This window comes from Arthrobacter sp. LjRoot78 (assembly GCF_964254335.1).
Lineage (GTDB): Bacteria > Actinomycetota > Actinomycetes > Actinomycetales > Micrococcaceae > Arthrobacter.
Genome location: NZ_CAXUTG020000001.1, coordinates 4210993 through 4230490, shown reverse-complemented (window position 1 = coordinate 4230490; position 19498 = coordinate 4210993). Strand labels below are relative to the sequence as shown.

General features: G+C 66.1%; 17 protein-coding genes. 12 read left to right on the top strand and 5 right to left on the bottom strand.

What is annotated here, in order from left to right; genetic code table 11:
• Positions 1 to 127: 127 nt before the first annotated feature.
• Genes urtA through urtE form a run of 5 tightly spaced genes read left to right on the top strand, consistent with a single transcriptional unit; the run spans position 128 to position 4973 of the window.
• Positions 128 to 1393 (top strand): urea ABC transporter substrate-binding protein, encoded by a 1266-nt coding sequence (urtA, locus tag ACSQ1X_RS19650; protein ID WP_055806864.1) that lies wholly within the window; start codon positions 128 to 130, stop codon positions 1391 to 1393.
• 46 nt (positions 1394 to 1439) lie between these two features.
• Entirely contained in the window at positions 1440 to 2324 is an 885-nt protein-coding gene (gene urtB / locus ACSQ1X_RS19645) for an urea ABC transporter permease subunit UrtB (protein WP_436058952.1), read from the top strand.
• Positions 2321 to 3481 (top strand): urea ABC transporter permease subunit UrtC, encoded by a 1161-nt coding sequence (gene urtC / locus ACSQ1X_RS19640; protein WP_436058951.1) that lies wholly within the window; start codon positions 2321 to 2323, stop codon positions 3479 to 3481. Before urtB ends, urtC begins: the two co-directional genes overlap by 4 nt.
• Positions 3478 to 4281 (top strand): urea ABC transporter ATP-binding protein UrtD, encoded by an 804-nt coding sequence (urtD, locus tag ACSQ1X_RS19635; RefSeq protein ID WP_436058950.1) that lies wholly within the window; start codon positions 3478 to 3480, stop codon positions 4279 to 4281. The genes urtC and urtD overlap by 4 nt, the downstream gene beginning before the upstream one ends.
• Positions 4281 to 4973 carry an urea ABC transporter ATP-binding subunit UrtE gene (urtE, locus tag ACSQ1X_RS19630; RefSeq protein WP_436058949.1) on the top strand — a complete coding sequence of 231 codons (693 nt, stop codon included), beginning with the start codon at positions 4281 to 4283 and terminating at the stop codon, positions 4971 to 4973. Before urtD ends, urtE begins: the two co-directional genes overlap by 1 nt.
• Before the next feature lie 58 nt (positions 4974 to 5031).
• Here the strand turns inward: urtE and ACSQ1X_RS19625 are convergent, their stop codons facing one another.
• Together ACSQ1X_RS19625 and ACSQ1X_RS19620 are read right to left on the bottom strand one after the other, a co-directional pair.
• Positions 5032 to 5298 carry a hypothetical protein gene (locus ACSQ1X_RS19625; RefSeq protein WP_436058948.1) on the bottom strand — a complete coding sequence of 89 codons (267 nt, stop codon included), beginning with the start codon at positions 5296 to 5298 and terminating at the stop codon, positions 5032 to 5034.
• The gene (locus ACSQ1X_RS19620; protein WP_436058947.1) at positions 5295 to 5825 is read right to left on the bottom strand and encodes a hypothetical protein; all 531 of its coding nucleotides are present in this window, start codon (positions 5823 to 5825) and stop codon (positions 5295 to 5297) included. The genes ACSQ1X_RS19625 and ACSQ1X_RS19620 overlap by 4 nt, the downstream gene beginning before the upstream one ends.
• Before the next feature lie 289 nt (positions 5826 to 6114).
• Between ACSQ1X_RS19620 and ACSQ1X_RS19615 the strand changes: the two genes are divergently transcribed.
• The 3 genes from ACSQ1X_RS19615 to ACSQ1X_RS19605 all read left to right on the top strand — a co-directional run bounded on the left by ACSQ1X_RS19615 (position 6115) and on the right by ACSQ1X_RS19605 (position 8183).
• Positions 6115 to 6810, top strand: a complete 696-nt coding sequence (locus ACSQ1X_RS19615) for a GAF and ANTAR domain-containing protein (RefSeq protein ID WP_055806847.1) — start codon at positions 6115 to 6117, stop codon at positions 6808 to 6810.
• A gap of 19 nt (positions 6811 to 6829) precedes the next feature.
• Complete coding sequence (locus ACSQ1X_RS19610) at positions 6830 to 7543, top strand: GAF domain-containing protein (RefSeq protein ID WP_436058946.1); 714 nt, start codon at positions 6830 to 6832, stop codon at positions 7541 to 7543.
• A 241-nt stretch (positions 7544 to 7784) separates the two neighbouring features.
• On the top strand, positions 7785 to 8183 hold the full coding sequence (locus ACSQ1X_RS19605) for a hypothetical protein (RefSeq protein WP_436058945.1): 399 nt from the start codon (positions 7785 to 7787) through the stop codon (positions 8181 to 8183).
• An 18-nt stretch (positions 8184 to 8201) separates the two neighbouring features.
• On the opposite strand, the gene ACSQ1X_RS19600 is transcribed toward ACSQ1X_RS19605, so the two are convergent.
• Positions 8202 to 11687: an SNF2-related protein gene (locus tag ACSQ1X_RS19600; protein WP_436058944.1), complete on the bottom strand. Its 3486-nt coding sequence runs from the start codon at positions 11685 to 11687 to the stop codon at positions 8202 to 8204.
• Between the two features lie 177 nt (positions 11688 to 11864).
• Here ACSQ1X_RS19600 and ACSQ1X_RS19595 point away from each other — a divergent pair, with 177 nt between their 5' ends.
• Positions 11865 to 12731, top strand: coding sequence for a DMP19 family protein (locus ACSQ1X_RS19595; RefSeq protein ID WP_436058943.1), 867 nt, complete (start codon positions 11865 to 11867; stop codon positions 12729 to 12731).
• Positions 12732 to 12884: 153 nt separating this feature from the next.
• A complete protein-coding gene (locus tag ACSQ1X_RS19590; protein WP_436058942.1) occupies positions 12885 to 14888 on the top strand; it encodes a glycoside hydrolase family 32 protein in 2004 nt (667 codons plus the stop codon).
• Positions 14889 to 14905: 17 nt separating this feature from the next.
• Here the strand turns inward: ACSQ1X_RS19590 and ACSQ1X_RS19585 are convergent, their stop codons facing one another.
• Positions 14906 to 16138, bottom strand: a complete 1233-nt coding sequence (locus ACSQ1X_RS19585) for a pyridoxal phosphate-dependent aminotransferase (RefSeq protein ID WP_055806830.1) — start codon at positions 16136 to 16138, stop codon at positions 14906 to 14908.
• Between the two features lie 154 nt (positions 16139 to 16292).
• On the opposite strand from ACSQ1X_RS19585, the gene ACSQ1X_RS19580 reads away from it, so the two are divergent.
• Positions 16293 to 18020: a sensor histidine kinase gene (locus ACSQ1X_RS19580; RefSeq protein WP_436058941.1), complete on the top strand. Its 1728-nt coding sequence runs from the start codon at positions 16293 to 16295 to the stop codon at positions 18018 to 18020.
• A gap of 21 nt (positions 18021 to 18041) precedes the next feature.
• Here ACSQ1X_RS19580 and ACSQ1X_RS19575 read toward each other — a convergent pair whose 3' ends face one another.
• Positions 18042 to 18635 (bottom strand): DUF5655 domain-containing protein, encoded by a 594-nt coding sequence (locus ACSQ1X_RS19575; protein ID WP_436058940.1) that lies wholly within the window; start codon positions 18633 to 18635, stop codon positions 18042 to 18044.
• A 188-nt stretch (positions 18636 to 18823) separates the two neighbouring features.
• Here ACSQ1X_RS19575 and ACSQ1X_RS19570 point away from each other — a divergent pair, with 188 nt between their 5' ends.
• Complete coding sequence (locus ACSQ1X_RS19570; protein WP_436058939.1) at positions 18824 to 19480, top strand: protein tyrosine phosphatase; 657 nt, start codon at positions 18824 to 18826, stop codon at positions 19478 to 19480.
• Positions 19481 to 19498 lie beyond the last annotated feature (18 nt).

Below are 19498 nucleotides of genomic sequence, written 5' to 3'. Positions count from 1 at the left end.
ATCGTGCGGAAACGAACCATCATGCGTGTTGAAACAATTCGCTCCTAGATTGAGCCGCAGGGGGCCTGTCAGGACCCTGGAGACCAGCCGCTGCCGCGAGGCAGCGCGGAGCGAGAAGCAGGTAAACATGAGGGTTTCAGTAACGAAGCGCGCTTTGATCCCCCTGGCCGCGGCGGCAATGGCAACGGCCCTGGCCGGCTGCGGAAGCCAGATTTCGGATCCGGCGTCCGCCAATTCCACCGCCAGCAGCGGCAGCTCTTGCGTCGACACGTCAGGCAGCAGCGTCAAAGTCGGATTCATCAACTCGCTCTCCGGCACCATGGCCATTAGCGAGAACACCGTCTTTGATTCCCTGAGCCTGGCAGCCGAGGAAATCAACGCCGCCGGCGGAGTCATGGGCAAACAGCTGCAGGTGATCAGCGAGGACGGCGCCAGTGAACCCACCAAGTTCGCCGAACGCGCCGGGAAGCTGATCCAGCAGGACTGCACGGCCGCGGTGTTCGGCGGCTGGACCTCCTCCAGCCGCAAGGCCATGCTCCCGGTTTTCGAAGCCAACGACGCCCTGCTGTTCTACCCGGTGCAGTACGAAGGCCTCGAAGCGTCCAAGAACATCTTCTACACGGGCGCCACCACCAACCAGCAGATCATCCCCGCCCTGGACTACCTGGCCGAGCAGGGCACCAAATCCATCTTCCTGGTGGGCAGCGACTACGTCTTCCCGAGGACGGCCAACAAGATCATCCAGGCCTACGCCAAAGCCCACGGCATGGAGGTCCTTGGCGAGGAATATGCCCCGCTCGGGTCCACGGAGTTCTCCACCATCGTGAACAAGGTGCGGGACTCGAAGGCCGACGCCGTCTTCAACACCCTCAACGGCGACAGCAACGTGGCCTTCTTCCGGCAGTACAAGAGCGTTGGCCTGACCGCTGCATCCATGCCGGTGGTCTCGGTATCCATCGCCGAAGAGGAAGTTCCCGGCGTGGGACTGGAAAACGTGGAAGGCCAGCTCACGGCCTGGGACTACTACCAGACCCTTGACACCCCGGCGAACAAGAAGTTCGTCGCGGCGTTCAAGGCGAAGTTCGGTGCCGACCGCGTCACCAGCGACCCCATGGAAGCGGCGTACACCTCGCTGTTCCTGTGGAAGGCCATGGTGGAGAAAGCCGGTTCCTTCGAAGTGGACAAGGTCCAGGCAGCCGCGGGCGGAGTGACGTTCGAGGCGCCTGAGGGCACTGTCACGGTGGACGGCGAGAACAACCACATCACCAAGACTCCCCGGATCGGAAAGATCAACTCCGAAGGCCTGATCGAAACGGTCTGGTCCTCGCCGAAGGCCGTGGAGCCCGATCCGTTCCTGGCCAGCTACGACTGGGCCAAGGACCTGGCCAAGTAGCCGCTTCCACCGCCCCTGCAGAAACCCGGAGGAAAGGCCCGCTGGAATGGAACTGCTGATTGGACAGATGTTTGCCGGACTCAGTCTCGGCTCGGTGCTGCTGCTGGCCGCGCTGGGGTTGTCGCTGACTTTCGGCCAGATGGGGGTCATCAACATGGCCCATGGCGAGTTCATGATGGCCGGTGCGTACACGGCCTTCGTGGTGCAGCGGAGCATCTCCGATGCCGGCATCTCGCTGCTGGTTTCCATTCCAGTGGGCTTCCTGGTGGGCGGCCTGCTGGGGCTGGCGCTCGAAGCGGTGCTGCTGCGGCGGATGTACCACCGTCCGTTGGACACCCTGCTGGTCACGTTCGGGGTGGCGCTGATCCTGCAGCAGGCCGCCCGGGACATCTTCGGCGCCCCCAGTGTCGACGTCCGGGCCCCGGCCTGGCTCCAGGGCAACGTCGAACTGCTGGGAGCGCCCATCCCGCTCACAAGGCTCTTCATCCTGCTGCTCTCCCTGGTCTGCCTGGCAGGACTCGTCGCAGTCCTCAAGGGGACGCCGCTGGGCCGCCGCATCAGGGCGGTGGTCCTGAACCGGGACCTGGCCGAAACCAGCGGCATCTCCACCCGGCGCACGGACCAGCTGACGTTCTTCATCGGATCGGGCCTCGCCGGAGTGGCGGGCGTCGCCGTCACGCTGATCGGTTCCACCGGCCCGTACCTGGGCACGAACTACATCGTGGACGCCTTCCTGGTGGTGGTGGCCGGGGGAGTCGGCCAGATCAAGGGGGCAGTCATCGCGGCCTTTGCACTGGGCGTGCTCCAGTCCGTTTTTGAATTTTCGACGACGGCGAGCATCGGCAAGGTGCTGATGCTGGTGCTGATCGTGGTCTTCCTGCAACTGCGGCCGCAGGGCATCTTCAGCCTCAAGACAAGGAGCCTGGCATGAGCGTTTTCCTGCGGTCCCGGTGGGGCGTGCTGGCCGGCTTCGCCGTGGGAGCGGTGCTTCTGCTCGTGGCCGCACCCGCGGCGCTCTCCGTCTTCAACCTGGCCCTGCTGGGAAAGTTCATTTGCTTCGCGATCGTTGCTGTGGGGATCGGCCTCGCCTGGGGGCGCGGAGGCATGCTCACCCTGGGGCAGGGGGTGTTCTTCGGGCTCGGCGCGTACATCATGGCCATGCACCTCAAACTGGCGGACGCCTCCCTCTTCGGCGGGTCCGGCGTGCCGGACTTCATGTCGCTGTACGGCAGCGGCGAGGTCCCCGCGTGGTGGGAGCCGTTCCGGAGCCCGGTGGTGACCCTCCTCGCCGTCGTCCTCGTTCCGGGACTGGTGGCGCTCGTCCTGGGGCTTGCCGTCTTCAAACGGCGCGTCAAGGGAGCGTATTTCGCGATCCTCAGCCAGGCGCTGGCGGCGGCCTTCGCCGTCTTCCTGATCGGCCAGCAGGCCACCACCGGTGGCTCCAACGGCCTCAGCGGCTTCCGGTCCTTCTTCGGGTTCGACCTGAAGGATCCGTCCAACAAGCTCATGCTGTATTCGATCGCCGCCGTGGTGCTGCTGCTGGCCCTGGCAGCTGCCCGGCAGCTCATGCACAGCCGGTTCGGCGAGCTCCTCGTCGCCGTCCGGGACCAGGAGGAGCGGGTCCGGTTCCTGGGGTACGACCCGGCAACCATCAAGACAGTGACCTATGTGATCGCAGCCGTCATGGCAGGGATCGCCGGCGCCTTGTTCGTGCCCATCGTGGGGATCATCTCGCCGGCCGACGTGGGCGTCATTCCGTCCATCGCCTTCCTGATCGGCGTGGCAATCGGCGGCAGGGCAACGCTGCTGGGACCGGTGCTGGGCGCCCTCAGCGTGGCCATCGCCCAGACCAGCCTGGCGTCCACCTTCCCGTCGTTCTGGGTCTACTTCCAAGGCCTGCTCTTCGTCCTGGTCATCGGGTTCATGCCCGGCGGCCTCGCGTCCCTGCCGCGGCTCGTCTCCCGGCTGAAGCAGCCCAACACGGAAGAGCGCAGCACTGCACCGGCGTCCGCACCGCAGGTGCCGGCCTCCGCTGCTCCAACCACAGCAACCACGGCAACCACCGTCCCGGAAGAGGCAAGCCGATGACCACCCCCACGCTGCTTCCCGACGGCGAACCCCGGGCCGGCGGGCTCCGCCACGGCCGGCCGAAGTACCTTGAGGTCCGCGGTCTCACAGTGGCCTTCGACGGCTTCGTGGCCGTGGACAACGTCAACCTCGATGTCGTCCAGGGCGATCTTCGGTTCCTGATCGGCCCCAACGGTGCCGGCAAGACCACCATCATCGATGCGATCACGGGGCTGGTTCCGGCCACGGGGTCCGTGAACCACACAGGAACTGAGATCCTGGGCCGGAAAGTGCACAAGATTGCACGGCTGGGCGTGGGCCGGACGTTCCAGACAGCGAGCGTTTTCGAGAACCTCTCGGTCCTGCAGAACCTGGATATTGCCGCCGGGCCCGGCAGGAAGGCCCGGGAGCTGCTGAGGAGACGGAAGGGCGTGGATGCGGCCGTACAGGAAGCACTGGAAATCATCGGGCTGGAGTGGGCCGCCGACAAGCAGGCCGGCACCCTGGCGCACGGGCAGAAGCAATGGCTGGAAATCGGCATGCTGCTGGTCCAGAACTCGGAGGTGTTGCTCCTGGACGAACCCATCGCCGGAATGAGCCAGGACGAGCGCGACGAGACCGGACAGCTGCTCCGTCGGATCGCAGCCAGCCGCATCACCCTGGTGATTGAACATGACATGGACTTCGTCCGGGAGTTCGCCACCTCGGTGACAGTCCTCGCGGCCGGGAAGGTCCTGAGCGAGGGCAGCGTGGCGCAGGTCCAGGCCGACAAGAAGGTGCAGGACGTCTACCTCGGCACTGCCGGAATGGAAGGGCACTGATGCTGGAAATCACGGACCTGCAGACCGGCTACGGGCGAACCCAAGTCATTTCCGGCGTGGATATCACCGTCCCCGACGGGTCGCTGGTTTCCCTGCTGGGCCACAACGGTGCCGGCAAAACTACGCTGCTGCGCGCCGTCGTCGGGCTCCTCAAGCCCACCCGCGGCACCATCGCGCTGGACGGGGAGGACATCTCCGCCCTCCGGCCGCACCAGCGGGTGGCGCGGGGCATGGCCTATGTTCCGCAGGGGCAGCAGTCGTTCGGGCAGCTGACCGCCCTGGAGAATCTCCAGCTCGTGGCTGACGGCCGCCGGAACGGCAAGGAGCGCGTGGCCGAGGCGCTGGACATGTTTCCGGCGCTCAACCCGCTGCTGGCACGCCGTGCCGGCCTCCTGTCCGGCGGGCAGCGGCAACAGCTGGCCATCGCCCGGGCCCTCATCACCGAGCCCACGCTCCTCATCCTGGACGAGCCCACCGAGGGCATCCAGCCCAACGTGGTGGCCGAAATCCAGGAGACCATCATCAAGCTGTCCCGGCGCAGCGGCATGCGGGTCCTGCTGGTGGAACAGCACATCGGCTTCGCGCTGAACGCCGCCGACAGCTATTACGTGCTGGCCGCCGGACGGGTCAGTTCGCACGGCACGGGCGGTGCCGAATCCGCGGGCAAGGTGCGCGAAGCGATGCTGATCTGACCGGCCTGGCGTCGGACCGGCCTGGGGTCGGACAGGCCTGGCGCAGGGCGACGGGGCGCTAGCTTGAACGAGCGGCATCGCCCTGCGCGTTGCCCGGAGTCGTCGCCGGCCCTTGCCGCTCGAGCGTCTCCCCGAACGGGACATCTTCGCTGACGGCAACGGTGAACGTGGTGTGCCCCAGCCGCGTCACCAGGATGCCGCACCTGCCCTCCTCCATGGCATGCTGCCGCGCTTGCTCCACTGCGGCGCTTAGCTCCGTGTCGATGAGGCGGGGGTCCGTGGCTTCGACGAAATAGGTTCGTCCGGCCTCGATGGTGCTGATCATCCTGCGCTTCCTGACTTTGGTTCCTTTTTGGTTTTGATCGTTTTGGTTTCGATCATCGGGTTCCGCCCGGCGTCTGAGATCGCGCGAAAGATGCGCTCCTGCGACGCCAGTTCGATGCCCAGGGCGGTCGCAGCGATGTCCTCGAGGGCCTCGTGCATCCAGTCTGTGGCGGTCTTGTTGTCCGGGTGCGACGAGTCGGTGCGGGACGAGTCGGTGCGGGACGGGTCGGTGCGGGACGGGTCGGTGCGGGACGAGTCGGACCGGAGGAGCGAGTAGCGTGCCACTTTCGCCTTCAGCTCGGCGACGAGGTCTTCGATCTCCGCTAACAACGGGTCGTTCCACCGGTCGGAGTCCTGCGTGTTGAAATCCTGCACCACTTCGGGCCGCCCTGCGTCGGACGGGGTTCGGTTCAGGCGCAAATCGGGCTGCCTCCACTGGCTCGTTGCCATGGCAGCCCTGAGCAGCTCGCCGTGGTCCTGACGTGCCACCTGCGTGAGCGAGACTTCGAGGAATGGGTTGCCGCGCATCGAGTGGACTCCTCCTGGATAGTTCGCCAACAAATGGCGCTACCAGGGTCCGGGGCAACTAATTAATTGTATCCGGCGCCTCGGGACGTGAACAGGTGCCGCTGAACCTGCCGGTGCGGGGGCCGCACAACCGGGCAGGAGCAAACTCCAATTGGCTGTTGCCAACCGGTTGATCCGGGAGCGGGCATAAACTGTACAAACAGCAGTTGATGCATGGAAGGTGCCTTTCCGATGGTTTTAGCGACGTCCTTCCGTTTCCCGGATCCGGCTGTCGCCGCGCGGGGCCGTCATGGTTGAAAGTTCCTGTTCGATGGCTGAGGGGCTGGACGGGGGTCTCTGTACGGTGTTCCTGGAATCACTGCCCATTACCGGCGCCTCAATTTCCGTATTCTCCGGATTGGCACCGGAGACCATGGTGTGCGCCAGCAACCGGGTTTCGGCGCGGATTGACGAGCTCCAGTTCGACCTGGGTGAGGGGCCCCGCTGGGCTGCACTGGAGCGACGGCGGCCGGTGCTCCTTCCCGACGTGCGCGCGGGTTCGCATTCCGCCTGGCCCGTCTTTGCGAACGCCATACGGGACCTTGACGTGTCAGCCTTTTTCGTCTTCCCACTCGTGCTCGGTGCCATGGACATCGGGGTTGCGGAACTCTACTGCTCGGTGCCCGGTGCGCTCAGCCCCGCTGACCATTCGACGGCGCTGCAGCTCGCTGATGCCGCGACCTGGCAGCTGCTCCGGCAGCTCCTCACCCTGGCCCCGGCGGACGGCGCGGACGCACCGCAGGACGGCTCGCCGCTCTCCCGGCGCGAGGTGCATCAGGCGACGGGAATGGTCCTTGCCCAGACCGGGGCTTCCGCCACTGACGCACTGCTGCTACTGCGGGCGCACGCGTTCTCGCAGGGCCGCACGGTCCGCGAAGTGGCCCGTGACGTCGTCGCCAAGACCCTGGATTTCACGCCTGCCGACGGGGTGACCGGCCACCCATGACGTGCAGTAGAATCCCACTATGGCGATGATGAGCCGCGCCGGACGCGTGAGTGCCGCTTTCGTCAAGATAGCGGACACGCTGGTGGCGGACTACGACGTTTTCGACCTCCTGCACACCCTGGTGGACGAATCTGTAGGAATACTCGACGCCGCCGCAGCCGGGCTGGTACTCGTTGACCCGGGCGGCGACCTCCAAGTGATGGCTTCCACGAGCGAGGCAAGCCAGCTTGTGGAGGTTCTCCAACTCGAGGCTGGCGAGGGCCCGTGCGTGGACTGCTACCGCACCGGCGCCGTTGTAGCTATTGACGACATTGCCACGGACGGGTCCCGGTGGCCGCTGTTCCAGGCTTCCGCGCTGGCCCAGGGTTTCCGCTCCCTGCACGCCGTTCCGATGCGCCTGCGCAGCCGGACCATCGGTGCCCTGAACCTTTTCGGCCGCGAGGCCGGTCGGCTCAGCGCGGATGATGCTGCCATTGCGCAGGCATTTGCCGACGTCGCCACCATTACCCTGCTGCAGGAGCGTGCGGCCAGGGAAAACGCATTAATCAACGAACAGCTGCAGCGCGCGTTGAACAGCCGCATCCAGATTGAACAGGCGAAGGGTGTCATCTCGCACACGGCCAACGTGGACATGAACCGGGCCTTCTCGATGCTGCGCGATTATGCCCGTGCCCACAACGAGACCATTTACGATACGGCCGCCAAAGTCATAGACCGCACGATCACCATCTGACGGGCAGATCCGCAAGTCCGGAATGGTTGGCCGGTCCGAACTGACTACCTAGGCGCGTGCCCCGGGGTCGGCGAGCAGAATTAGAGTACTCACTACTCGTGACGGACCGGAGCGGCAGCGGCTTGAATAGAGCCCAGCTGGGTCTCACAGCTGTGGTCTCTGGTCTCTGGGGGTTTCCTATGTGTGTGTTCTGCAATGCCAAAGTGTCCCTGCCGCGCCCTGCGACACCGGGCGGCGTCTGATGAGCGCGGGAATGGAATCCGTCGCCATGTTCGCCGGCTCGCTTGCGGGCCTGGTGATCCTGTCCCTGGGGCAGGCCATGGTGGTGGCCTGCCTCTGCTTCGACATGGTCCGTGCCACGTCCGTGCCCAGGTCCCACCGGCGCTACGTGGCCAGCACCGTCTTCCGGACGCTGGCACTGCCGTCGGTCCTCGTTATGGGCATCAGCGTCCTAGTTGACGCAGTCTTCTGGTCCTGGCTGGATGCGGCCATGGGGGTCTTCGTGATGGTGATGATCATCTTCCGTCTGCACCACGACAAGGACGAGGACAACTGGTGGAAGGGCAAGGGCAAGAAACTCGCCCGCTGGGCCCGGAAGCAGCTGTCCTCGGGAAGGTCCCTGGCCCCGGCCATGGGCTGACGGTTCGCCGGCTGAAAGTCAGTCGTTGAACAGGCCGGCCAGGTCTTCGGCCGTCAGGGAACCGCCGGAGAGCGCATCGCCTTCCATCACGTCCGCGAACAGCTGCGACTTCTTGGCCTTCAAGGCCATGACCTTTTCCTCGATGGTGTCCTTCGCCACCAGCCGGTACACCATCACGTTGCGCGCCTGGCCGATCCGATGGGTGCGGTCCACGGCCTGCGCCTCGGAAGCCGGGTTCCACCACGGATCCAGCAGGAACACGTAGTCCGCCTCGGTCAGGTTGAGGCCGAAGCCGCCGGCCTTGAGGCTGATAAGGAACACGGGGGCGGCGCCGTTCTTGAACTCGTTCACCACGTCCGTCCGGTTCCGGGTGCCGCCGTCGAGGTAGCAGAATTCGATCTTCTCCTCGACGAGCCGTTCCCGGACCTTGCCCAGGAAGCCGGTGAACTGGCTGAAGATCAAGGCCCGGTGCCCCTCGGCAACCAGGTCCTCCAGCTGCTCGAACAGCACGTCCAGCTTGCTTGACCGCACGCCGGACAGGGACGGGTCCACCAGGGAAGCGTCCAGGCTGAGCTGACGCAGCAGGGTGAGCGACTGGAAGATGGTGAAGCGGTTCTTGTTGACGTCTTCGATGAGGCCCAGGATCTTTTGGCGCTCGCGCTGCAGGTGTGTCTGGTACACCTTCTGGTGCCGCGGGTTCAGCACCACCTCCAGGATCTGCTCCTGCTTTGGCGGCAGGTCGTGGATGACCTGCTCCTTGGTGCGGCGCATCATGAGCGGACGGACCCGACGGCGGAGCTTGTCCAGCTGTCCCTTGTCACCGTTCTTTTCCACAGGCTTCTGGTAGTACTCGGCGAACCGGCTGGGGCTCGCGAACAGGCCGGGGGCCACAATCGAGGTAAGAGCCCAGAACTCCATCAGGTTGTTTTCCAGCGGTGTTCCGGTGATGGCCAGCTTGAACGCGGCCGGCAGCTTGCGGGCGCACTGGTACGCCTTGGACTGGTGGTTCTTCACGAACTGGGCCTCGTCCAGCACCAGGGCGGCCCACTCCCGGGACGCATACGCCTCGTAGTCGATCCGGAAGAGGGCGTAGGACGTAATCACGATGTCCGCGCCGGCCATCGCCTCGGCCGGGTCCACTCCGTTCTTGGCGAACGTTTCGCCGATGGCGCGGACGGTGAGCCCCGGAGCGAACCGCGCGGTTTCGGCCTCCCAGTTGCCCACCACACTGGTGGGGGCCACTACCAGGAAGGGTGCGGAACCGGGGGCGGCGCCCGGTGCGGTGGCGCCGTCGGCCGTTTCCCCCGCGTCTTCCGCGGCTTCCTTGGCAGCGCAGACCAGGGCCAACGCCTGGACGGTCTTGCCCAGGCCCATGTCGTCCGCCAGCACCCCGCCGAGCCCATGCTTGTAGAGGAAGCTGAGCCAGTTGAAGCCTTCCAGCTGGTACGGGCGCAGCTCGGCGTTCAGGGTGGCCGGAAGGGGCAGTCCCTTGATGCCGCCCTCCAGCAGCCCGCCCACGGCTTCGCGCCACGCGGAAGCCTGCTGGTCCACGATGCCGAGGTGCGCGAGCTCGTCCCAGAGCCCGGCCTGGAACCGGCTGATCTGCAGCGGCGCGTCCTTGTTGTCCTGCAGGGAACGCGCCTCGTCAATCAGTGCGCGCAGCTGGTGCAGTTCGGGCAGGTCCAGGGAGAAGTACGCGCCGCTGGGCAGGAGCATCCGGGTTTCGCCGGCCGCGAGCGCGGAGAACAGTGCAGCGAAGGAAACCGGCTGGCCCTCGAGCGTGATCACAATGCCGAGGTCGAACCAGTCGCGCTGGTCCGTGGCCTTCGTGGAGATGGCCACCACGGGCGCTTCTTCGGCCTCGCGGTAGTCGGCGATGTCCCCGGCGGTGTCCACCACCACGTCCGGGGTGTTGCGGAGCCGGGGGAGCACCTCCTCCGTGAAGGCCAGGGTATCCAGCCCGCCCAGCTCCGCCGACGGCGCCAGCCGCGGGGTTCCCCAGCCGCCCGTAGCGGATTCGCCCAGCTTGGGGACCACTTCCCAGGGCTGGCCCACAGCCTCGAGGATGCGGGCCTCCGCAGGATCGTCCCGGTAACCGTGGTCGCCCGGGTGCCGCCACAGCGGCTGCGCCGTGACCAGGTTCCCGGTCGTGTAATGCCACTCCCAGTGCAGCCGCACCTTATGGTCGCTGCCGTAGTTGGCCAGCAGGGACAACGTGGGAACGGCCAGCGAGGGGAGTTCCACAGATTCATCCGACGCCGTGACCCGGGCAGCCTGCTTGAGCTTGGGATAGAAGCCGGTGAGGAAGCGGGTCTCGTCCCGGGCCGGAATGTGAAGGGTGCTGCCGGCCGTGACGAACGTCAGGAGTTCTTCGCTGAGGCCGGTTTCCAGGGGAGCAAGGGTGATGATCGATCCGCTGCCCACGCCCGGAAGGGCATCCGCCCCGGACGTCAGGAAGATCCCGTGAGCCGGCCGGCCGATCGTCCCCACGGACGCCGGATCAACCACTTCCCCCTCTACGGTGATGGTGGGAGCCAGCGTCAGCCCGCCGTCGTCGGACGTTTTGCTGTTTTCGACGGCGGTACCGGCGGCGGGTTCGACGGCGGTACCGCCGCCCGCGCCCCCGCCGGAAGTACCGAAGCGGGTCAGGTTAAGGCCGACGGCGGCCGGCTCCTCCACGAACCGCACCGGCTCCTGGCTGCCGGTGTGGACCAGCGCGACGCCGATCTTCCGGGCCTGGGCGAGCAGGCTCCACAGGTTTTTCCCGGCATAGGTGTTCAGCCCCAGCCAGGGCGCGGTGGAATTGTGCTGGCGGTTGGCGAGAGCGGTATGGGACGCAAGGAATTCCTGCATCCACTCCACATGCGCTTCGTTGCATTCGCGCCGGTAGTTGAGGTAGCTGAGGGTGTTCCAGGAGACGTCGCCGCGGATCCACTTGCCCTTGGCGCCCATGATCACCGGGCGGGCCTTGAGCTGCCGGACACTGCGGAGCGGATCGCGCCGGCCGGTGTAGGAGAAGTGCGGTGCCGGCTCTTCGATGTCGAACTGCAGGGCCAGCGGGATGCCGTTTGTGGACGGGGTGATTCCCGGCCGGGCAATGAGCGGTCCCAGGGCTTGTTCCCAGTCCGGCATCTCCTGCACGAGGGGCTCACGGGACAGCCGGGTGGATTCAGCCGGGGCCAGGAGCTGGACGCGGGTGGCCGGGTTGTCCTCGGCCGCGAACAGCAGCGCGGCCACGTGCTTGCAGTCCTTCCGTACGGGGCAGCTGCAGACGCCGACGGTGCAGCTCCAGCCGCCGGCCTTGCGGACCAGCTTCGCGGTGGTTGAATACGGCGCGTCCGAACCGCCGCGGACCTTGCCGAGCATCAGGCCGGTGGCGGCATCAAAGGAGATCCCCGAAACCCGGCTGCCCATGGCGTAGGCGAGTCCGGCCGCGAGGGAGCGGTCGTTGATCGCGGGGGTCTGTATTGCCAGTGCCGCACTCTCGTCCGGTTGGGATGGCATGGTGCGCGCTACTTTCAGCAGGTCAAAAATCTGCAGGTTATCTGATCCATCTTAGCGAGCCGGGAGGGGCCCTGAAACTTCGCCCAACGTTCAACTCCGCCTCAACCCGCAGACCGGTGTGCCGCGTAGCGTGAAAGGGTCCCAAGCACCACCCGCTTTCAGCAGTGAGGATTTCCCATGAGCACCGGTCAGCCCGCCAGCAATCACCCCGTCGTCCTGGCAATCGAAAGCACCGAAACGGCCAACGAAGACGTTGTCGACTCCAACGTGACCGTGGTCAACGCCATGTACGCGGAGCTCCTCGACGCCCCGGAAATCGCGCCCAACGCACTCCGCAGCTACTACGTCGACTTCTACCTCACCCAGGCGCTGGCCGGCGGCTTCGCGCAGTACGTCTTCACGGTGCCGGAGCGCGACGAGATTGACGCCTACGTGCGCGAAGGCCTGGAAGGAATGGGCGCCACCGCCCACCTGGCGCTGTTCAACCGCACCGCCGCGGCCTTTGACGCGCTCAGCGAGGACGACGCCGACACGTATCTGGACGGGGATACGGAAAGCTTCGGCGAAGCCGACGGCGCGACAACCTCCCCGGAAGCAGCCAGGGAGCTCGAAGAGCTCGACGAAGCATTCGAGTCGCTGCTGGAGACCGAGGACATCCTCGAGCTCAACGCCGCCTGGCTCCGCGGCCAGGAAGGCCTGCTGCTGCTGGACGACGAGCAGCTGGAGCTGCACATCGCCGAGCGTGTGGCCCGGATCCCCAACCTTGCGGAGCGCCAGGCCGAGGCCGCGGAGGAAGCCCTTGAGAACGCGCCGGAGTTCGAACTGATCATCCGCGAACTGTGTGACGTCGCGGGCCAGGAGCTCCAGAAAATCACCATGGGCGACCCCAACTACGAGCACAACGGTGAGACAGTCCTCGCCTGGCACTTCACCACGGACCAGGGCGATTTCATCATGGTGGAGGAGGACGACGAGGCCTACATGATCAGCCCTTCGACCAGGGAGATCGTGGCAGCGGTGGAGTTCGAAGAAGCCGACGCCTAAAGCCGCCGCCAAGGCCGTGCCAAGGCCCTGCCAGGACTCCGGCGGGACCTCGGAGGTGCAAACCTGTAAAATTGAGCGGAATCAGACCAACATGAACGCCGGCGCCGGCCAAAAACCGGCGCCGGCGTTTGTGCATCCCGATGATCGGTGGACATGTCTCTCAGGTTCCTTCCCAGCAAAATCACGCCACGGGCCCTGTGGGCCGCAGCGGCCGCCGCCTTGGCTCTCGTGCTGGTGGCCGTGGCCATCGTGGTGGGTGCGGGGCAGCAGCCGGACCCTGCCGGCCCCGCCGCGGGGGCCCTTGCTGACGTTGCTGACGCCCAGGCGGAAGCCAAGAAGGACTCGGGACGATATGGCTCATTCTGGCTGGCCGGGGGAGACCGCAGCCTGGAGAACCTCGCGCGCCCGCTGCGGACCGACGGCGTCTCAGACCTCCGCGCCATCGACTGTGCCGACGGGTGGGTGGCCGCAGCCCGCGTGGGGCAGGACGTGACGGTGCGGTCCAGCGAGCAGGACTCCGCGGTACTGGCAAAGGCAGCGCGCGCGGGCTCCGCGGATATTTCCCGGCCGGACTGCGTTACCCCGGAAGCCGTGGATGCGATGCTGGCCGACCTGGGAGCCGGGCCGGAACAGCCGGCGCCGGCGGAGTCCGCTTTCGCGCGTCCGGAGGGCGCCTCCGGCTACCGGCCCGGCTACCACATCACGCCCCGCGAGAACTGGATGAACGATCCCCAGCGGCCGTTCTTGCTGGACGGTCTCTGGCACTACTACTACCTCTACAACGCCGGCTACCCGGAGGAAAACGGCACCGAGTGGTACCACCTCACCAGCACCGACCTGGTGCATTGGAAAGACGAGGGGGTGGCCATTGAAAAGTACAAGAACGGCCTGGGCGACATCGAAACGGGCAGCGCCGTGGTGGATTACGAGAACTCCGCAGGGTTCGGGAAGGGCGCCGTCGTCGCCGTCATGACGCAGCAGGACGAGGGCATCCAGCGGCAGTCTCTCTTCTATTCCACCGACAAGGGCTATTCGTTCAAGCCCTACGACGGGAACCCCGTCATGGACAACCCGGGGGAGCAGCACTGGCGCGACCCGAAGATCATCCGCGATGAGGCGAACGACCAGTGGGTGATGGCCCTGGCCGAGGGCGGGAAGATCGGGCTGTATGCCTCGGCCAACCTGAAGGAGTGGAACTACCTGTCGGGCTTTGAACGCAAGGGCCTGGGGATCCTTGAGTGCCCCGAACTCTTCCAGCTCGACGTCGACGGCGATCCCGCCAAACGGACCTGGGTGCTGGCCGCCAGCGCCAACGGGGCCGAGGAAGGAAGGGCCACCGGCGTCGCCTACTGGACCGGCAACTGGGACGGGACCCGGTTCGAGCCTTCGGACGACAAACACCAGTGGCTGGATGACGGCTCCGATTTCTACGCTGCCGTGACCTGGGACGACCCCCGGCTCACGGAGGGCCAGCGCATGGGATCCCGCCACAGCATTGCCTGGCTGAACAACTGGGCCTATGCGCGGAAACTGCCCACCCAAGACTGGCACGGCGGCGCTGACACCGTGGTGCGGGATATCCGGCTCAAGACCGTCTCCGGGAAGCCCACGCTCGTCTCCACTCCCACCAACGCCCTGAAGTCCCTCCAAGGTGAAACCGTGACGGCGGGGGAGCGGAAACTAACTCCTGACGGTGCGGCCAGCCTCCCCGAACAGGGCCTCCCCGACCAGGGCCTTCCCGCACCGGCGGGGGGAGCGTACCGCCTCGACCTCACGCTCGAACGCGCGGCAGGCGACGACGGCTCCGAAGCCCGGGTGGAGCTGCTGGCCGAAAACGGCGTCTTCGCCACCGTGGGCTATGACTTCGAATCGGAAGCGGCCTTCGTTTCCCGGGACGGCGCCGCCAAGGAAACCGCCGGACTCGCGCCCGACTACGGCGCGGTCCGCCGGACGGCATCCGCACCCCGTGACGGCAAGGTCGAGCTGACGGTCTATGTGGACCACAGCACCGTGGAAGTGTTCGTCAACGGCGGGGAGCGAACCCTTACGTCCCTCGTCTTTCCGTCCGGTGCGCCGACGGGCCTGAAGGCGCTGACCAAGGACGGGACACTGACGCTGAAGTCCTTCAGCTACACGCCGATGGCCGCCGCGTCCTGAGACGGCCGGGTCCTGACTCAGTCCTCGTCCTCCACGCTGATCCGGTACGAGGCGAGGAACGCGGCGATGCGGCGCACTGCTTCCTCGATGTCCTCGACTGACGGAAGGATGACGAAGCGGAAGTGGTCCGGCCTGGGCCAGTTGAACGCAGTACCGTGCGAGACCAGGATCTTCTGTTCACGCAGGAGGTCCAGGACGAACTGTTCGTCGCTCTTGAACGGGTAGAGTTCCGGGTCCAGGCGGGGAAACAGGTACATGGCGGCCGCCGCCGGGACACACGTGACACCGGGAATCGCGGTGAGCAGCTGGTGGGCGCGGTCCCGCTGCTCGCGCAGCCGGCCGCCGGGCCGGACCAGGGCCTCGATGCTCTGGTAGCCGCCGAGGCACGTCTGGATGGCATGCTGGGCGGGGACGTTGGGGCACAGGCGCAGGGAAGCCAGCAGCTCCAGGCCTTCCCGGTAGGCCTGGGTTGCCGCGAGCGGGCCGGTGACGGCTACCCATCCGGCGCGGTATCCGGGCATCCGGTAGGCCTTGGAGAGGCCGCTGAATGTCAGGACGCAGATGTCCTCCGCCACGGACGCGGTATGGATGTGCTGGGCCTTCTCGTACAGGATCTTCTCGTAGATCTCGTCCGAGAACAGCACCAGGTGGTGTTTGCGGGCCAGGGCCGCAAACTGCTCCAGGATATGCCGCGGGTAGACGGCGCCCGTGGGGTTGTTCGGGTTGATGATCACGATTGCCCTGGTGCGCTTGGTGATCTTCGATTCGACGTCGGCCATGTCCGGCCACCAGTGCTCGTCCTCGTCGCACAGGTAGTGCACGGGCTTGCCGCCGGTCAGGGTGACGGCGGCTGTCCACAGCGGGTAATCGGGGGCCGGGATGAGGACCTCGTCGCCGTCTTCCATGAAGGCCTGGAGGCACATGGAAATAAGTTCGCTCACGCCGTTGCCGATGAAGATGTCCTCGACGCCGATCTGCATCAGGCCGCGGGTCTGGTAGTACTGCGAGATCGCCGTGCGCGCGGAGAAGATGCCTTTGGAGTCGCTGTAGCCCTGCGCCCCGCGCAGGTGGTGGATCATGTCCACCACTACGGACTCGGGGGTCTCCAGTCCGAACGGCGCCGTGTCGCCAAGATTCATCTTGAGGATCCGGTGCCCTTCGGCTTCCATCTCCTTCGCCGCCTGGAGGATGGGCCCGCGGAGTTCATAGCGGACGTTCTGGAGTTTGCTGGAGTGCTGCATGGGACGCATGCTTGATCTTTTCACAGCGCGCGGCTTAGGGCACCGGCTGCGTACGGCGCGGGGTAGCGTCGCAATGCCGGTCCCGCCTCCAGGCGGTCTACACTGAGGTCAGCGCCCTTGAAGCAGCCCGGGGGATTCTTTTCTGTGCCGGGGGGACAGACAGATGAAACGTATCCAAGCAAGCGGCCCGACCGACATGAGGCAGCGGGCGGCAGCGCCAGGCAATGACAGGCCACCGGCGGATGCCGCATCGCCGGGCTGGGACGCGCTGCTCGCCGACTGGATCGACCGGTTCTTCGGCAGGCTCGGGGTCCGGGGCCGCGTGGTGATGAGCCAGCTGCCTCTGTCCGTTACCTTGTTCCTGGTTGTGGTGGCTGCTGCGATCTTCAGCCCGGCAACGCTGGCGGACGACACCTTCAGGATTGCCGTGCTGGCGCATGCCACGTTGTTCGGACTCTGCCTTGCCGTGCCATGGGGGAAGCTGCATCCCGAGGCGTTCACGCTGATACCGGTCCTTGACTGTGTGGCCATCGGCTTTACGCGGCAAGCCGGCGGCCCCAGCTTCAACGTCCTGAGCCTGCTGCTGGTTTTCCCGGTGGTATGGCTGTCCGTGAGCCGGCACCGGCACCGGGTGGTCCTGGCAGTTCTCGGCACAGTACTTAGCACCGTCGTCCCGGCCGCCGCCTTGGAAGCTGACCCGTTGCAGGGTTCAATGATCCGGACAATCTTCCTGCCGCTGGTGATGGCGGCAATCGCCGTGACGGCCCACGTGGTTGCCGGTGCACTGTACCGGCAACGCGGGACCCTGGTCCGGAAGGACCGTGACCTGGCAGCAACCCTCGCCGAGAGCGTCCGGCGCCAGCGGCTGCTTGATGCCGTGCTTTCAACCGTCGATGTGGGCGTCTGGGTGGTGGACGCAAACGGTGAGGATGTGCTGACCAACAGGGCGATGCGGACCGACCCGTCGTTGGCCCGGCTGATCCCCGCCACCGGATCTCCCGAGCTTTTTTATGGCGACAGGACCACCCCGGTGCCGCCGGACGGATTCCCTGCCGTGAGGGCATCCCGCGGTGAGGCGTTCACCAATGAGCTGTACTGGGCCGGCGAGGACGCCGGGCAGCGGGCCTATTCCGTCAGCGGCCGCGCCATCCGGTCCATGGACGGGACCAACACCGGAGCCGTCGTCACCTTCGCCGAGGTGACAGCGCTGATCAACGCCCTCGCGGCCAAGGACAACTTCGTCGCTACGGTATCCCATGAGCTTCGCACGCCGCTGACGTCAATACTCGGTTACCTGGAACTGCTCATCGACGAACCAGGCCACGAGGACATCCAGGCCGAGCTGCGGATCGTGGAGCGGAACGCCGGCCACCTTCTGGGCCTCGTGAATGACCTGATTGCCGTCGCTTCCGAAGACGTGGAGCTCGTCCCGCAGGAGACGGACATCGCAGGCCTGCTCGCCGCCGCGGTGGCCGCCAACCACGAGAAGGCCGCACTCTGCGGAGCGGCCCTGGTGCTCGACGCGGAAGAACCGCTGACTGCCCGGGTGGACCCGGTCAGGATCCGGCAGGTGGTGGGCAATCTGATATCAAACGCGGTGAAGTACTCACCGGACGGCGGACGGATCACCGTCCGGGCCCGCAGGAACGGCAAGGCACTGGTCTGCTCCGTCAGCGACACGGGCATAGGCATGACGAAGGAAGATCAGGAACAGGCCTTTACCAAGTTTTTCCGATCCGCCAGATCCCGCGATACAGCCATTCCGGGAGCAGGCCTTGGCCTTCCCATCAGCAAGACCATCATCGAAGGACACGGCGGCTCGATCAGCCTCACCAGTGCCCCGGGGGAGGGCACAACGGTGTCCTTCGTTCTTCCGGCGGCCCAGACCTGACAGAGGCTCAGCTGTTCCGGCTCAGCTGTTCTGGTGGAGCGCTTCCGCGAGGAAGCCCAGGACGTCGTCGTCCACGTCCTCGGCTGACGTCAGCCGGACCTTTCGGTCAAAGAAATCGCCATCGCGCACTTTGACTGCGCTGAGCCGGCCCTCCGCCGGAGCGTCCAGCCGGAGCGTAAGGTCCACGCTGGTGTTGTTGGCCCGCGTGACCTGGGCGAACTTCCGCCGCGGCGAGTGGAGGGACACGTAGCCCTTCCTGAGCTGGATCTCCACGCCCTCCGTTTCGGCCGCCCAAGCCAGGAGAGCGTCCGCGATCGGCCGCAGTCCGGGGTGGCCGGCGTACTGGGCATCGATCAGTTCGTCGGCGTCGCGCAGCATGAATTCGGGGTAACCAAACATCTCCCAGGACACGGCATACTGCGCGTAACCGGTTATGCCGTGCCTGTCCCGCATCCAGTTGCGGAGCTCCGCATCATTCCGCAGCCCCGCCTCACGGCCCTGCGCAGCCCACCAGCCGGCATCGTGGCCGGACTTGCGCAGGAGCAGCGCACGGTTGCTGTCCACCATGGTCTGCCAGGTTTTCGCAGCGTTCTTCAGATCGGTCGGCTTGCCCATGCCCTGATCCTAGCGCCGGTCCCGATTCGGCCGGCGGACATGCGTTCTCAAAAGAATTTGCGGGGCCGCGTAACTTTTCCGGAGCCCGGGGCGATGTAAGGGGAGTACGGACCAAGTCCGCACCGCTTGAGTGGCCGGATCAACCTGGCCGTTTACTGACACTGTTGTATATGTTTTCGGAGGGTTTCATGTCCTTGTTCACTGTTTTTGCCACTAGCAAGATTGCCGCGAGCGCATTGGCGGCCGGCACGCTGGCGGTCGGTGGCACCGGCGCAGCCGCATTTGCCGGAGCACTTCCTGCTGACGTCCAGCAGAGCGCCCACGAACTGCTCGGCGCCCCCGCTCCGCACGTAGGCGGCGTCTCCGAGACCGCCACGTCCGACGCCACCGCCGACGCTTCAGCTTCCGCTTCGGCCACGCCGTCCGATTCCGCCGATGCCGCCGGCTCCGTTGACGGCGAAAACGCCAGCGGCGAAGCATCCGCATCCGCCGTCGGCCCTGACGCCACCGGCCCGGCCGCTTTCGGCCTGTGCACCGCCTTCACCAAGGGCGGCCTGGACGCATCCTCCACCGGCTTCAAGTCGCTGGCCATCGCCGCTGAAGGCGAAGCCAACATCGACGGCTACTGCGCTGATGTAACGGCCGCAGCCAACGCAACTGCCAAGGCTGACAACAGCAAGGCTGAAGTTTCCGGCAACGGCGGCGCTGCAGTCGACGTTGAAGCTCCGAAGGTACCGGAAGCACCGGAACTGCCCACCCAGGCAGCTGTTCCGGCCGCCCCGGAGATCCCCGCCGAAGTCCCCACTGAGCTCCCGGAGCTGCCCACCTCGGCTGGCCGTCCGTAACGCAGTTACCTATGGTGG

What these genes read in the sequence shown, in the direction of transcription:
- urtA (WP_055806864.1), top strand. Translation starts at nt 128, where the DNA reads ATGAGGGTTTCAGTAACGAAGCGCGCTTTGATCCCCCTGGCCGCGGCG.
- ACSQ1X_RS19605 (WP_436058945.1), top strand. Translation starts at nt 7,785, where the DNA reads ATGAGCGCGGGAATGGAATCCGTCGCCATGTTCGCCGGCTCGCTTGCG.
- ACSQ1X_RS19610 (WP_436058946.1), top strand. Translation starts at nt 6,830, where the DNA reads ATGGCGATGATGAGCCGCGCCGGACGCGTGAGTGCCGCTTTCGTCAAG.
- ACSQ1X_RS19620 (WP_436058947.1), bottom strand. Translation starts at nt 5,825, where the DNA reads ATGCGCGGCAACCCATTCCTCGAAGTCTCGCTCACGCAGGTGGCACGT.
- urtB (WP_436058952.1), top strand. Translation starts at nt 1,440, where the DNA reads ATGGAACTGCTGATTGGACAGATGTTTGCCGGACTCAGTCTCGGCTCG.
- ACSQ1X_RS19590 (WP_436058942.1), top strand. Translation starts at nt 12,885, where the DNA reads ATGTCTCTCAGGTTCCTTCCCAGCAAAATCACGCCACGGGCCCTGTGG.
- ACSQ1X_RS19615 (WP_055806847.1), top strand. Translation starts at nt 6,115, where the DNA reads ATGGTTGAAAGTTCCTGTTCGATGGCTGAGGGGCTGGACGGGGGTCTC.
- ACSQ1X_RS19625 (WP_436058948.1), bottom strand. Translation starts at nt 5,298, where the DNA reads ATGATCAGCACCATCGAGGCCGGACGAACCTATTTCGTCGAAGCCACG.
- ACSQ1X_RS19585 (WP_055806830.1), bottom strand. Translation starts at nt 16,138, where the DNA reads ATGCGTCCCATGCAGCACTCCAGCAAACTCCAGAACGTCCGCTATGAA.
- ACSQ1X_RS19580 (WP_436058941.1), top strand. Translation starts at nt 16,293, where the DNA reads ATGAAACGTATCCAAGCAAGCGGCCCGACCGACATGAGGCAGCGGGCG.
- urtD (WP_436058950.1), top strand. Translation starts at nt 3,478, where the DNA reads ATGACCACCCCCACGCTGCTTCCCGACGGCGAACCCCGGGCCGGCGGG.
- ACSQ1X_RS19600 (WP_436058944.1), bottom strand. Translation starts at nt 11,687, where the DNA reads ATGCCATCCCAACCGGACGAGAGTGCGGCACTGGCAATACAGACCCCC.
- urtC (WP_436058951.1), top strand. Translation starts at nt 2,321, where the DNA reads ATGAGCGTTTTCCTGCGGTCCCGGTGGGGCGTGCTGGCCGGCTTCGCC.
- ACSQ1X_RS19570 (WP_436058939.1), top strand. Translation starts at nt 18,824, where the DNA reads ATGTCCTTGTTCACTGTTTTTGCCACTAGCAAGATTGCCGCGAGCGCA.
- ACSQ1X_RS19575 (WP_436058940.1), bottom strand. Translation starts at nt 18,635, where the DNA reads ATGGGCAAGCCGACCGATCTGAAGAACGCTGCGAAAACCTGGCAGACC.
- ACSQ1X_RS19595 (WP_436058943.1), top strand. Translation starts at nt 11,865, where the DNA reads ATGAGCACCGGTCAGCCCGCCAGCAATCACCCCGTCGTCCTGGCAATC.
- urtE (WP_436058949.1), top strand. Translation starts at nt 4,281, where the DNA reads ATGCTGGAAATCACGGACCTGCAGACCGGCTACGGGCGAACCCAAGTC.